The 12,646-nt window shown below is 64.8% G+C and carries 13 protein-coding genes; 3 read left to right on the top strand and 10 right to left on the bottom strand.

Annotated features, from left to right (window positions below; translation table 11 throughout):
• Positions 1–7: 7 nt before the first annotated feature.
• Genes QCE64_RS26035 through QCE64_RS26050 form a run of 4 tightly spaced genes read right to left on the bottom strand, consistent with a single transcriptional unit; the run spans position 8 to position 4,315 of the window.
• Positions 8–859, bottom strand: coding sequence for an ABC transporter permease (locus QCE64_RS26035; RefSeq protein WP_309924644.1), 852 nt, complete (start codon positions 857–859; stop codon positions 8–10).
• On the bottom strand, positions 856–1,689 hold the full coding sequence (locus QCE64_RS26040) for an ABC transporter permease (protein WP_309924655.1): 834 nt from the start codon (positions 1,687–1,689) through the stop codon (positions 856–858). The genes QCE64_RS26035 and QCE64_RS26040 overlap by 4 nt, the downstream gene beginning before the upstream one ends.
• A gap of 16 nt (positions 1,690–1,705) precedes the next feature.
• Entirely contained in the window at positions 1,706–2,785 is a 1,080-nt protein-coding gene (locus tag QCE64_RS26045) for an ABC transporter substrate-binding protein (RefSeq protein WP_310006997.1), read from the bottom strand.
• Positions 2,786–2,821: 36 nt separating this feature from the next.
• Positions 2,822–4,315, bottom strand: a complete 1,494-nt coding sequence (locus QCE64_RS26050; protein WP_310006999.1) for an aldehyde dehydrogenase — start codon at positions 4,313–4,315, stop codon at positions 2,822–2,824.
• A 142-nt stretch (positions 4,316–4,457) separates the two neighbouring features.
• Between QCE64_RS26050 and QCE64_RS26055 the strand changes: the two genes are divergently transcribed.
• Positions 4,458–5,354, top strand: coding sequence for a LysR substrate-binding domain-containing protein (locus tag QCE64_RS26055; RefSeq protein ID WP_309924683.1), 897 nt, complete (start codon positions 4,458–4,460; stop codon positions 5,352–5,354).
• Positions 5,355–5,372: 18 nt separating this feature from the next.
• On the opposite strand, the gene QCE64_RS26060 is transcribed toward QCE64_RS26055, so the two are convergent.
• From QCE64_RS26060 to QCE64_RS26070, 3 genes are read right to left on the bottom strand one after another with little or no spacing between them, the layout of a single operon-like run.
• Complete coding sequence (locus QCE64_RS26060; protein WP_309924691.1) at positions 5,373–6,638, bottom strand: patatin-like phospholipase family protein; 1,266 nt, start codon at positions 6,636–6,638, stop codon at positions 5,373–5,375.
• 27 nt (positions 6,639–6,665) lie between these two features.
• On the bottom strand, positions 6,666–7,448 hold the full coding sequence (locus tag QCE64_RS26065; protein ID WP_309817389.1) for a 3-hydroxybutyrate dehydrogenase: 783 nt from the start codon (positions 7,446–7,448) through the stop codon (positions 6,666–6,668).
• 25 nt (positions 7,449–7,473) lie between these two features.
• The gene (locus QCE64_RS26070) at positions 7,474–8,250 is read right to left on the bottom strand and encodes an acetoacetate decarboxylase (RefSeq protein ID WP_310007002.1); all 777 of its coding nucleotides are present in this window, start codon (positions 8,248–8,250) and stop codon (positions 7,474–7,476) included.
• 335 nt (positions 8,251–8,585) lie between these two features.
• Between QCE64_RS26070 and QCE64_RS26075 the strand changes: the two genes are divergently transcribed.
• Positions 8,586–8,768 carry a hypothetical protein gene (locus tag QCE64_RS26075; protein ID WP_309817394.1) on the top strand — a complete coding sequence of 61 codons (183 nt, stop codon included), beginning with the start codon at positions 8,586–8,588 and terminating at the stop codon, positions 8,766–8,768.
• A 70-nt stretch (positions 8,769–8,838) separates the two neighbouring features.
• Here QCE64_RS26075 and QCE64_RS26080 read toward each other — a convergent pair whose 3' ends face one another.
• The 3 genes from QCE64_RS26080 to QCE64_RS26090 form a co-directional block, all read right to left on the bottom strand.
• A complete protein-coding gene (locus QCE64_RS26080) occupies positions 8,839–9,396 on the bottom strand; it encodes a hypothetical protein (RefSeq protein WP_310007004.1) in 558 nt (185 codons plus the stop codon).
• Between the two features lie 11 nt (positions 9,397–9,407).
• Positions 9,408–10,259 carry an oxidoreductase gene (locus tag QCE64_RS26085; RefSeq protein ID WP_309933832.1) on the bottom strand — a complete coding sequence of 284 codons (852 nt, stop codon included), beginning with the start codon at positions 10,257–10,259 and terminating at the stop codon, positions 9,408–9,410.
• A gap of 130 nt (positions 10,260–10,389) precedes the next feature.
• Complete coding sequence (locus QCE64_RS26090) at positions 10,390–11,004, bottom strand: hypothetical protein (protein WP_309933833.1); 615 nt, start codon at positions 11,002–11,004, stop codon at positions 10,390–10,392.
• A gap of 430 nt (positions 11,005–11,434) precedes the next feature.
• On the opposite strand from QCE64_RS26090, the gene QCE64_RS26095 reads away from it, so the two are divergent.
• A complete protein-coding gene (locus QCE64_RS26095) occupies positions 11,435–12,598 on the top strand; it encodes a porin (RefSeq protein ID WP_309924736.1) in 1,164 nt (387 codons plus the stop codon).
• Positions 12,599–12,646 lie beyond the last annotated feature (48 nt).

Raw genomic sequence — 12,646 nt, forward strand, 5'->3', positions numbered from 1 at the left:
AGAGAGATTATTCGGCGGGCGCGTCGCGCCGTTGCAGGGCCATGATGCCGAGACACACGGCGAGCGAGACAAGCGTCAGCAGCGTCGATACCGCCGCCAGCACCGGCGACACTTCCCAGCGGATCGCGCTGTACATCTTGACCGGCAAGGTGGTTGTCTGCGGGCCGGAGATGAAGTACGCGACCACGACTTCATCGAAGGACAGCAGGAACGCGAACAGCACGCTCACGGCCACCGACGCACGGATCTGCGGCAACACCACCTGGAAGAAGATGCGCACGCGGCTCGCGCCCATCAGCATGGCGACCGCTTCGAGCGCCGGGTCCGCGTGCTTGAGCCCCGACCCCACCGCGATCACGACGAACGGCACCACCAGCACCGCATGCGCCAGCGCGATGCCCCACACCGTGTTGACCAGCGCCAGCATGGAAAACTGCTTGTAGATGCCGAGGCCCAGGACCACGACGGGAATCAGCATCGGCGTGATCGCGAAGGTTTCCAGCACGCGGCGGCCGGGGAAACGTCCGCGCGCCAGCGCATACGCGCCCGGCACGCCCACTGCCACGGAAATCGCCGAGGCCAGCAGCGCGACCATCACGCTCGTGAGCGCCGAGCCCCACCACGCGGGATCGGTCAGGAAGCGGTGGAACAGTTCCAGCGAGAAGGTCTTCGGCGGAAAGCTCAGTTCGTTGCCGCCGCCGAACGACACCGGCACGACCACGAGACTCGGCAGCAGCAGGAACAGATAGCCGCACCAGCCGCCGAGCGCGCCGAGCACGCGCCACATGCCGCGAAAATCACGGCGGCGCGGTTCCGGCACCGCAAAGTCCTTGCTGACACGGGCGGCGGTGGACGTCATGCGAAAGCCTCCTGGCCGCGCTGCACGCGTCCGAGCAGCGCGATCAGCACGCCGGACAGCACGAGCAGCATCATCGCGATGGACGCGGCGAGCGTCCAGTCGAGCGTCTGCCGCGTGTAGAAGTCGATCAGGTTGGCGAGCATCATGTCGCGCGGTCCGCCGAGCAGTGCGGGCGTGATGTACATGCCCATCGAGAGCGTCAGGCACATCAGCACGCCGGCGATCACGCCGGGCATCGAGAGCGGCAGCGTGATGCGCGCGAAGATCAGCCACTGGCCCGCGCCCATCATCTCCGCCGCGAACTTGAGGTTGCGGTTCTGCGCGGTGAGGCTCGTCAGGATGGGCAGCACCATGAAGGGCAGCAGATAGTTGCTCATGCCGATCACCACGCCCGTACGGTTGAACATCAGGTCCGGATGCCAGGCGTCGCCGCTGATCCATCCCGCCAGCTTTGCGATGATTCCCGCGCTGCCCAGCACCACCGTGAACGCATAGCTCTTGACGAGGATGCTGGTCCAGAACGGCAGCATCACCATCACGAGATACGGCGTGCGCTTCGACGCGGGCAGCCGCGCCAGATGCAGCGCGACGATATAGCCGAGCACGAGACTCGCCACCGTCGCGGTCACGCTGATGACGAGCGTATTGCCGAGCACGCGATGAATCAGCGGATTGCTCAGCACCTGCGCATAGCCGCGCAGGGTAAAGCCGTTCTCCCAGATGCTCGACCAGCCCACCAGACCGAGCGGCCAGAGAAAGAACACCGCGAGCAGCCCGTAGAGCGGCAGCAGCATGACGATGACGGACTTCAGGTTCAGCGAGTAGTTCATCGCGCGCGCCGGGGGCTCAGGTCAGCATCCAGGTGGTGAAGCGGTTCTGCAGCGCATCGTAGTGATCGCCCCACCACTGGTCGTTGATGACGATGCTGTTCGCATCGTGCATGTCCGGCATGCGCGCCTTCGCGGCGGCCGAGACCAGCGGCAGCGCGGCGGCCGTGTTAGGCGCAAATTCCACCAACTCGCAGAACGCCGCCTGCCGGTCCGGACGCAAACAGAACGCCACGTACTGCATCGCGGCCTGCGTGTTCTTGCCGTACTTCGGCACCGCAAGATATTCGAGGCTGTTGAGGGTTTGCTTCATCGACATCTGGATGGACGTGCCCGCGCGCTGGGCCGGCAGCACGCGGCTCAGATAGGTGTAGGTGAAGTCCAGTTCATTGCTGGCTATGAGCGTCACGGTTTCCGGCGTGGTCTCGATCCACTTGCGCACCGCCGGCTTGATGCGGTCCATCGCCTTGAAGGCGCGTTCGACGTCGAGCGGATAGAGCTTGTCGGGCGCGACGCCATCGGCGAGCAGGGCCATCTCCAGATTCTCGCTGACGCGCGGACGCAAACCGCGCCGCCCCGGATAGCTCTTCACGTCCCAGAACTCGGCGTAGGTGGTCGGCGGCTTGCCGCTGCGCTTCGGATCGAAGCCGATGCCGCCCGCATACGAATACGTGCCGACAAAATCCGCCCCGGTCTTCGTGATGAGGCCATCGGTCTTGACGATCGCCGGATCGAGCCTTTCCCACATGCCCTGGCGCGAGCCGGTGACGATCTGCGGCCCGATGCTGTCGAACACGTCCCATGAGACGTTCTTCGACTCAACCTGCACCTTCATGCGCGCGAGGTCCGCGCTGTTGACGAGCGTCACTGCAATGCCGGTCTCCTTCGTGAACGGCTCGGCGAACGCGCCGCGTATCGCGGCTTCGTAGGCGCCGCCCCAGCAGGTCACGGCGATGCTCTTCGACTGCGCGCGCACGATGGCCGGCGCGCCGAGCAGCGCGGCCCCGGCGAGCGCGCCCGCCTGTTGCAGGAATACGCGGCGCGCGGGCGCCGGGGCGTCGGCTTCGGCTTCGGGTTGCTGCGGGACTTGCGCTTTCATGTCGGTCTCCCTGAGTGGTCGGGTCGGGGCGATGCTTTATCCGGCGATCCAGATGGCCTTCCAGTCCATGTATTTGTCGAAGGCGTGCATCGACTTGTCGCGGCCGAAGCCGGATTGCTTGAAGCCACCGAACGGCGACGACATCGTGCCGCGGTCGAAGCAGTTGACCCACACCACGCCCGCCTTCAGCTGACGCGACACCTGCTGCGCGCGCGTGATGTTCGAGGTCCAGACGGCGGCGGCTAGGCCGTAGATGGTGTCGTTGGCGATGCGCACGGCTTCCTCCGGCGACTCGACGGTGATCGCCGCCAGCACCGGCCCGAAGATCTCCTCGCGCGCGATCCGCATGGTGTTGCTGACCTGGTCGAAGACGGTCGGCTCGATGAAGAAGCCGCCCGATTCCGTCCGCGCCGCGCGGCCGCCCGCGATGACCTGCGCGCCATCGGCCCGGCCGGCGTCGATATACGACATCACCGACTCGTGCTGCACCTGGCTCACGATCGCGCCCATCTTCGTGGCGGGATCGAGCGGATCGCCGGGCACGAGATCGCGCGCGATGGCCGCGACCTTCTCCAGCAGTTCATCGCGCACGGCGGCGTGGACGATCAGACGCGAGCCCGCATTGCACACCTGTCCGCTGTTGGCGAAGATGCCCGCCGCGACGGCGCGCGCGGCGGCGTCGAGGTCGGGACAGTCGTCGAGCACGATATGCGGGCTCTTGCCGCCGCATTCGAGGCCCACGCGCTTGATGTTCGACTGTCCGGAATACTGCATGAACAGCTTGCCCACAGCCGTGGAGCCGGTGAAGCCGACGGCATCGACGTCCATGTGCAGGCCGAGCGCACGCCCCGCCGTCTCGCCGTAGCCCGGCAGCACGTTGAGCACGCCGGGCGGCAAACCCGCTTCCGCCGCGAGCGCGGCAATGCGGATGGCGCTCAGCGGCGACTGCTCGGCGGGCTTCAAAATCACCGAATTGCCCGCAGCCAGCGCCGGGCCGAGCTTCCAGCTCGCCATGGACAGCGGATAGTTCCACGGCACGACCGCCGCCACCACGCCGAGCGGCTCGCGCACGATCATCGTGGTCATGTCGGGGGCGGCGGGCGCGGTTTCGCCATAGAGCTTGTCGATGGCCTCGCCGTACCACTGGATGCAGGTCGCCGAACTGACGATGTCGCCGTTATAGGCGTTCGCGATGGGCTTGCCGACATCGAGCGATTCGAGCAGCGCCAGTTCCTCGCGATGCTCCATCATCAATTGCGCGAAGCGCAGCATCACGGCCTTGCGCTCGGCGGGCGCGCGGCGCGACCAGACGCCCGTTTCGAACGCGCGCCGCGCGCTGGCGACCGCCACGTCCACGTCCTCGCTGCCGCACTCGGCAATCTCCGCGATGACCCTGCCCGTGGCCGGATTCACGGTGGCGAAGGTCTTGCCGGAGAGCGCGGACACGTATTGCCCGTCGATGAACGCCCGCCCCTCGGGCCGGAGTGACTCGGCGCGTGCGCGCCACACCGTTGCGTCGGGAATGCTCACAGCAAGGCTCCTTGAATGTCAGTTCGATTGGCTCATGCGTTCATGCGACTGAAATCAGTGTACGGTTTCAAAAGTATGAAAACCAATACATTCTGCTAAGCTTGTTCCTGCCGAAAAGTTATACCTTTTCCCGGTGCCCGCCATGCTCAAAGTGCGTCATCTCGAGATCTTCCGTGCGGTCGTGAAGGCCGGCAGCGTGTCGGCGGCCGCGCGGCTGCTGTATGTGTCGCAGCCCGCCGTGACCAAGACGCTGCGCATGCTGGAAGAAGAGATCGGGCTCACGCTCTTTCTGCGCGTGAAAGGCCGGCTGGTCTGCACGCCCGAGGCCGAGGCCATCCTGCCGGAGATCGAACGGCTGTTCGGCAGCGTGCAGTCGATTGCGGAAACGGCGCGCGAGATCCAGCAAGGACAGCGCGGCTCCATTCGCGTATCCACCGTGTCCATGCTCGCCACCACCATCGTCGCGCGGGCGGTCGGCGAGTTTCGCGAGACGCATCCGTCTGTCGAATTCGATATCCGCGCGCTGCCCACGCGGCACGTCGTCGAATACGTGAACAACAATCAGGCGGACTTCGGCATTCTCGATGTGGCCGCGCCGTCAGGCACGCTCGAAGTGGAAGAGTTTTGCAGCGCGGAGCTGCGCTGCGTGATGCGCGCCGGGCATCCGCTGGCGGATCGCAAGACCGTGACGCCGCGTCTGCTGGACGCCGAAATGCTCGCCACCTTCGGCGAGGACACGCTGACCGGCTGGCGGCTGCGCGAGGCGTTTCGCGCGCAAGGCAGGAGTTTTTCGAGCGCGTTCGTCTCGAACAGCACGCCGGTGCTGTGCGCGCTGGTGCGGGAGGCCAATGCCGTCGCGCTGGTCGATCCGTTCGCGCTGATGGGCCGCTCGTTCCCCGATCTCGTCTCGCGACGCTTTTCGCCGGCGGTGCCCGTGGAGCCTCGGTTCCTGTTCGCGCCGGGCAGGCCGAGATCGGTGATCGTCAATCAGTTCGTCGCACAGCTGAAGGAGACCGCCGCGCGCATGGCGGCGGGCTGAGGCGCACTTTCTCGTGGTTCAGGCGTCGGCCGGAATGTCGTCTTCCAGCGGCTTCGACACCGCTTTCGGCAACTCGGCCACGGCTTGCGGCGCGGCCTCGAAGCGATGCACGTCGTGCGTGACGAAACCCAGGTCGTGACTCGGAATCTCGAACCATTCCGGATGGCCGAACGACCGCCGGATATCTTCGAGTCCGCTCGCCCAGTGCTCGTCCATTGTGTCGTTGCTGAACTCGTAGTCCTTGTAGTGGCCTTCGAAGAACTTGTTCTTGTAGATCAGATGCACGATGTTCACGGCGCCGCCGTCCGCGACCTTCTGCGCCTCGCGCAGCAGCGGATGCGAACGCCGCACCTTCTCCGGCACGTGTTCGAGCAATTCCTTGATGAGCCGCGCGTGCTTCTGATTGTGCGAGACGAAATCGGTAATGGCGCGGGTGCGGCTCGAATACTGGATGTCCTTGGTGCGCTCGCTCACGTCGAGGAAATCGCCCGGCAAGGTGCCGCGCGCGCTCCACAGATCCACCTGGAACACGAGCGTGTCCTTGTGCTGGCTCTCGCGGATGATCTCCGTCAACGGCGTGTTCGAGACCAGCCCGCCGTCCCAGTAGAACTCGCCGTCTATCTCCACCGCCGGAAAACCCGGCGGCAACGCGCCCGAGGCCATGAAGTGCTCGGGCGCAAGACGCATTTTGGTGTTGTCGAAGTACACGAGATTGCCCGTGCGCACATTCACCGCGCCCACTGACACGCGCATGTTGCCGTCGTTGATGCGGTCGAAGTCGGCGAACTTCAGCAGCGTCGCGCGCAATGCCGAGGTGTCGTAATAGCTGACATTGCTCGGGAGCTTCGCCTGCGCGTCCGGAACGAGCGCCGGCACCTGCACGCGCGGCGAGAAGAAGCCGCGCTGGCCCTCGGTCAGCGCACGCGCCGCCGCCCACATGCTCGAAAACGTCCGGCCCATGTTCGCGAAGCCGAACGCGGCGGGCACGAACGCGCCCACGTGCCCGATCAGGTCCGCCGGCTGGCAGATGGTGTTCCAGAAGCCGCGCAGCGCCGCCACGCGGTGTTCAGGCGCATTGCCCGCGACGATCGCCGTATTCAGCGCGCCGATGGAAATGCCCGAGGTCCAGCTCGGCTCGACGCCCACCTCGGCCAGCCCTTCGAATACGCCCGCCTGGTAGGAACCCAGCGCGCCGCCGCCTTGCAGCACGAGACAGACCTCGTCGTAGTCCGGCAGCGCGACGTGGTTCGCCTGCGTGAGTGAGTTGCGTTGACTGCGGCGCATGGATTCTCCTTGTCGTTGTGCTCGTTTTTATTGCATGAACCAGCCGTGACTCACGACCACCGACTGCCCCGTCAGCGCGTTCGATTCGAAGCCTGCGAGGAACGCGACCGTGTTCGCGACATCGGCGACGGTGGTGAACTCGCCATCGACGGTTTCCTTCAGCATGACGTTCTTCACGACTTCTTCCTCGGAGATGCCGAGCGCCTTCGCCTGTTCGGGAATCTGCTTCTCGACGAGCGGCGTACGCACGAATCCGGGGCACACCACGTTGGCGCGCACGCCGCGCGGGCCGCCTTCCTTCGCGACGACGCGCGCCAGACCCAGCAGGCCGTGCTTCGCGGTGACATAGGCGGACTTCAGCTTCGATGCTTCATGCGAGTGCACCGAACCCATGTAGATGATCGAGCCGCCCTTGCCCGACGCGTACATGTGCTTGATGGCGGCCTTGGTCGTGAGGAACGCGCCGTCGAGGTGAATGGCGAGCATCTTCTTCCAGTCCGAGTACGCGTACTCCTCGATGGGCGCGACGATCTGGATACCCGCGTTCGACACCAGCACGTCGATGCCGCCAAGCTTGGCCACCGTGTCTTCAATGCCCGCGTTCACCGCTTCCTCACTGGTGACGTCCATGGAGACCGCGATCGCCTTGCCGCCTTCCGCGACGATGCTGTCCGCCACCTTCTGCGCGTTCGCGAGGTTCAGGTCGGCGATGACGACAGCCGCGCCGTCAGCGGCGAGCTTGCGTGCCGTCTGTTCGCCGATGCCGCTTGCAGCGCCCGTGACGAGCGCGACTTTTCCTTGCAGTGCCATGTGCCTGCTCCTTGTTCGATGAGAGTTATTGATTGACCGCGAGCTTCAGTTCGCCGGGGGCGAGATAGTCGTAGGCGACTTCGCCGATGTCCAGCGTCAGGTTCGCGATCACGTGCCGCGCGCCGACCACCTTGCGCACCGGCAGATCCGCGACCGGCGCGAGCGCGTGCGCGTTGAGTTCGAGCGCGGCGGGGCCTTCCCATGCGCCGAGCACGCTGACGTCGCGTAGGAAGAAACGCACCAGTTCGCACACGCGCGCCGTGCCGTCGACGTGCGGCAGCACTTTCAGCAGATAGTTGGGCGTGTCGGCGAGCTTCTTGCGTTCGGTTTCGGGATCGAGCGGACGATACTTGTAGCCCATCGTGCCGGTGGCAATGCGCTGCGTGCCGTAGTCGAGCGTGCCGAGCAGCGTGTCCTTGCCATCCACCGAAAGACGCGGCGACGCCAGCTTCTTCGGAAAGCCCCAGATCTCGCGGCCGCCCGCGATCGGGCCTTCATCGTCGAGATACATTGCATGGGTGTAGCTGGCCTTGGCGCCGTCCGGATCGATCACCGAGATCACCTGGCCACTCTCGGTGTAGTCGCCGAAACCGGATGAATCCGGCATGCGAATGAATTCGTAATGCACGAGGGCGCTGTCGACTTCGAGCGGCTCCGGCACCACGGCGCGCAAGGCATCGAGGTCCGTCTCGTACGAGATGATGAAGTACTCGCGATTGAGGAAGCGGAACGGCGGACGCGGATACGCCGGGTTATGCACCGGCATGGCGAAAGCGTTTCGGCGGATGTCGTCTTCTTTCACTGGATCGTCCCTGAGTTGAGAGCAGGCACGATAGTAGATGCAGAACATGACAGTTGTCGCGGACCACCGGCAGCTTGATGACCCTCAGGCCAGCAGTGCGAACCGACAAAAGTTTTGTCGCTTCAAGAGCTTATGGATACCTACTGGATGATTGCATTTTTTTGTGCAATATACTGTTGCCTGAGCGCGCGGCCATCTCCAGGCGCCGCGCGGTCGCATGAGCGCCGGATTTCATGGTTGCGGTAGTGCTTGTGGTCTTGTATTTTTCGGAACGCAACGCGGCGGGACATGCGTTGCATGCAGGTTCAGGCCATCTCCTAAAAAGCGAGTCTCCGATGAAAACGTCTTTGAAGAAGTCCCTCGTGCTCCTGGTGCTGGCGGCTTTCGCGGCGCCTACTCTGACTTACGCTGCTGCGGATTACCCGGACAACAAGCCGCGTCCCGCGTATCACAAGAAGGGACAAAAGCATAAGCACCACAAGAAGTCGTCGACGCCGCCCGCCGCGCCGGCACAGTAAAGCTTCATTTTTGTCATGGAAGCACGCACGTCCGCATCAGGACGTGCGTGCTTTTTCGTTTCTGCCGGTTTCAATCGTTCGACCTGAGCCGGGCGCGCATGGCATCGAGCCGCGCGGTGTCGATACGGCCGCGCGTCGCCATCACTTCCAGCGCCTGCAACGCCAGCGATGCGCCGTGGATCGAGGCCGCTTTGGCGTCGGCATCGAGTTCGAGGGCCGTGCAGCGTCTCGCGGCATGCGTGCGCCAGATTCTCCGCGACGCAAACAACGCCAGCACCACGCCGATGCCCGGCGCACTCACGCGCCACAGCTCTTCCTCGGGCGAGGCCGCGAACAACACGCACGGCACCGACAGCAATGCCGCCATGAGCAGCATGGCCCGCGCGAGGTCGAAGAGCATGGTCCTGCGCTGCGTCGCATGACCGACTTCATGCGCGATCACCACATTCAGCAGCGGCTCGGGCAAGGCGAGCGTGGCGGCGTCGATCTCGATGCGGTTGAACAGCGCCTCGTAGCACGGCCCGCCGCCGGGCGTCACGAAGCGCACGCGCGGCGGTGCGACGTGCAGCACGGCGGCGTCGGCGGCGATCAGCGCGCGGACATGGGCGCGGGCTTCGTGCGGGTTCATCGGCGGGTGCTTCAGCTCGGGTTGTCGGTCCAGGCGCTGCGTTCGTGCCACGTGTCGATCTCGGCCGTGAGGCGGGCAAGCTTGCCGCGCACCAGTTCGAGACCCGGACCGCCGAGCACCAGATGTCCCGGCGGCTCGGCCGCGGTCACCGCCTCGATGATTACCTGCGCGGCGCGCGCCGGATCGCCCGGCTGCCTGCCGCTGCGTTCCGCGATCGCCGCGCGCCGCGTGCCCGCGCCTTCGGCGTAGTCGTCGATGGAATGACGCGTCTGCTTCAGCGAGCGCCCCGCCCAGTCCGTACGGAACGGACCGGGCTCGACCGCCGTCACCTTGATGCCGAGCGTCTCGGTCTCGCGTGCCAAGGCCTCGCCAAGACCTTCGAGCGCGAACTTGGTCGCCGCGTAATAGCCGCTGCCCGGATTGCCGACCAGCCCGCCCACCGACGTGATATTGACGATGTGTCCCGAGCGCCGCTCGCGCATGCGCGGCAGCACGGCGCGGATCATCGCCGCCGCGCCGAAGAAGTTCGCTTCGAACATGGCGCGCACTTCGTCATCCTCGCCTTCTTCCACCGCCGCGAGATAGCCGAAGCCGGCGTTATTGACGAGCACGTCGATCCTGCCGAATGCTTCATGCGCCTGCGCGACGGCGGACTGGATTTCATCGGCACGCGTGACGTCCAGGCGCACCGCGATGGCGCGGTCCGCGGCACGCGCGACGAGATCCGCGACGCTGTCGGGGTTGCGCGCCGCGACCACCGCGCGCCAGCCTTTCTCGATGACCGCGGCGGCCAGTTCACGGCCGAAGCCGGTCGAGCAGCCGGTGATGAACCAGACAGGGGTATCGCTTGACGATGCGGACATTGCGCTTCTCCATGGGATGCGCGCGGCGCGGTCAGGGTGCGGTCATGCAAGTGCGCGCACGCGGCTTGAACGTTGAACACCTTCAACGCCATCTTGAAGGAAATGACGCAAACGTGCTGCGCGCCGAAGTTCAGCCCGCATCGCCCGAACTGATCGCGCTCTGCATGCTCTTCAGCAGCTTCGTCAGGTAACGCAGCAGACCCACCGTATCGCCGAACTCCATGAAACCGGGCTTGACGCCATCGCTGAAGAGCAGCGTGCCGTCGAGCGTGGCATCGACGATCAGGCCGGCATAAGCGGCGTGCGGCATGTATGTGTCGGCGATGGCGAAGGTATTGCCGTTCACGGCCGCGTCGCGCACCCGCATCAGGAACTGCACCTCAGGCGCGCGCGACGCCGACAGCCGATGCACATCGAAGTACTCGGCGACCGCGAGCAGCGCATTCGTGCACGGCACGATCAGCGCGAATGCAATGCGCTGGTCCGGGGTATCAAATGACGGCCATGCAAGATCTTCGTCAGGCGGCGGCGCTTTCATCGGCGTGCCGGCCTCGCTATGCGTATGAGCCTCGGGATGCGAACGCCGGCGTGCCGTCAACAGAGCCGCCTTGCTGAAGTCGGGCGGCGGCGCACCGCGCTCGATCCAGTCCGACAACAACGCGGCATAAGCATGCAGCATGGTCAATTGCCCTTCAATGAACGCGACGCCGATCCGGCATGCATCCGGGTGACTGTGCTCTGACATTTCATCTCCTCCTGATAGCCGCTGATAAAAAGCATGCGTCTGCTGTTGCAACAAGCGCGCCTGTATAAGGAGGCAAGAAAAATCGACAGTTAGTTGCCTGATAACTTCGGAATAAACGTAGCTTTGTGACAGCCATGTGGAAGAAAGACTACAAACTGCATGGGAGATATTTACCGGACACTGACGATCCGCTATATTCCGTTCGCTACAGCGTCAGTCATCGGCGGCAAGGCGCCGGGGCAACGCCATCCGCCCGCTTCCATCGGGAGCGGGACATCAGCCCCTTCGTTTGACGATCATTTTTTTCTCAAAGCACTCGACCTTCGCAGGCATGTCTTGCGAAGCCGGGAAGGTCGCGTTCGCGCGCTGAAAACGTCGCGCCGCGTACTGCCCACACCGTGTCGAGCGGACAACCTCAAGGAAAACAACAATGAAGAAGCACATCGTAGCGGCGGCCGCGCTCGGCCTGTTCACGCTGTTCGGCACGGCGGCCCATGCACAAAGCAGCGTCACGTTGTACGGCATCATCGATGCCGGCATCACCTACGCCAACAAGGTCGCCACCACGCGCGGCCATGACAGCGTCGTCAAGTACGGCGACGGCGTGGCGCAAGGCAGCCGCTGGGGCCTGCGCGGCGCGGAAGATCTGGGCGGCGGCCTGAAGGCGATCTTCGTGCTCGAGAGCGGCTTCAACAGCGGTGACGGCACGCTCGGCCAGGGCGGCGCGGAATTCGGCCGTCAGGCCTATGTGGGCATCTCGAAGAACGAGATCGGTTCGGTGACGTTCGGCCGTCAGTACTCGTTCTCCACCGACTACCTCGGCGGCAGCTATACGATGGGCAGCCAGACGCCCGCCGGCAACTACGCGTATCACATCAACGACCTCGACCAGTTGACGGCGAGCCGCATCAACAACGCGGTCAAGTTCAGCAGCGCCGACTTCCACGGCATCACGTTCGGCGCCATGTACGGCTTCTCCAACTCGACCAACTTCGCGGGCTCGCCCACGACGGGCACCGGCGCGAACGCGGTGCAGGGTTCATCGAGCGCCTACAGCTTCGGTTTGAACTACAAGCAGGGTCCGCTCGGCGTCGGTGCGGCGTACACCAACATCCGCTTCCCGAACGGTGCGACGCCGGCATTCAGCGTGAGCATCGCGAACATCAACACGACCGGCCTGCGCGACCTGGAAACCTTCGGCGTCGGCGCGCGCTACACCATCGCGGCCGCGCTGATCTGGGCGAACTGGACGCACACGAAGTTCGAGCCGATCACGGCCGGTTCCTCGACGCTGAACAACTATGAAATCGGCGGCAAGTACACGTTCACGCCGGCTTTGAGCGCGGGCCTCGGCTACACGTTCTCGGACCTCGACGGCAACTTCGACGGCCGCTGGCACCAGGTCAACGGCGTCGTGGACTACGCGCTGTCGAAGCGCACCGACGTCTATGTGATCGGCGCCTTCCAGAAGGCATCGGGCAGCAACCGGGGCGTGCCGGTGCAGGCGGAAATCGGCTCGTCGTCGTCGTTCGTCGGCAATGCGGGTGCGAATACGCAGCTCGTGACGCGTGTGGGGCTGCGTCACCGCTTCTGATCGAAGTCTGGTTCAGCGAAGCGCGATGCCCTTGCAAAAGGCATCGCG

Origin of the sequence: Caballeronia sp. LZ043, from assembly GCF_031451075.1 — a bacterium.
Taxonomy (GTDB): domain Bacteria; phylum Pseudomonadota; class Gammaproteobacteria; order Burkholderiales; family Burkholderiaceae; genus Caballeronia.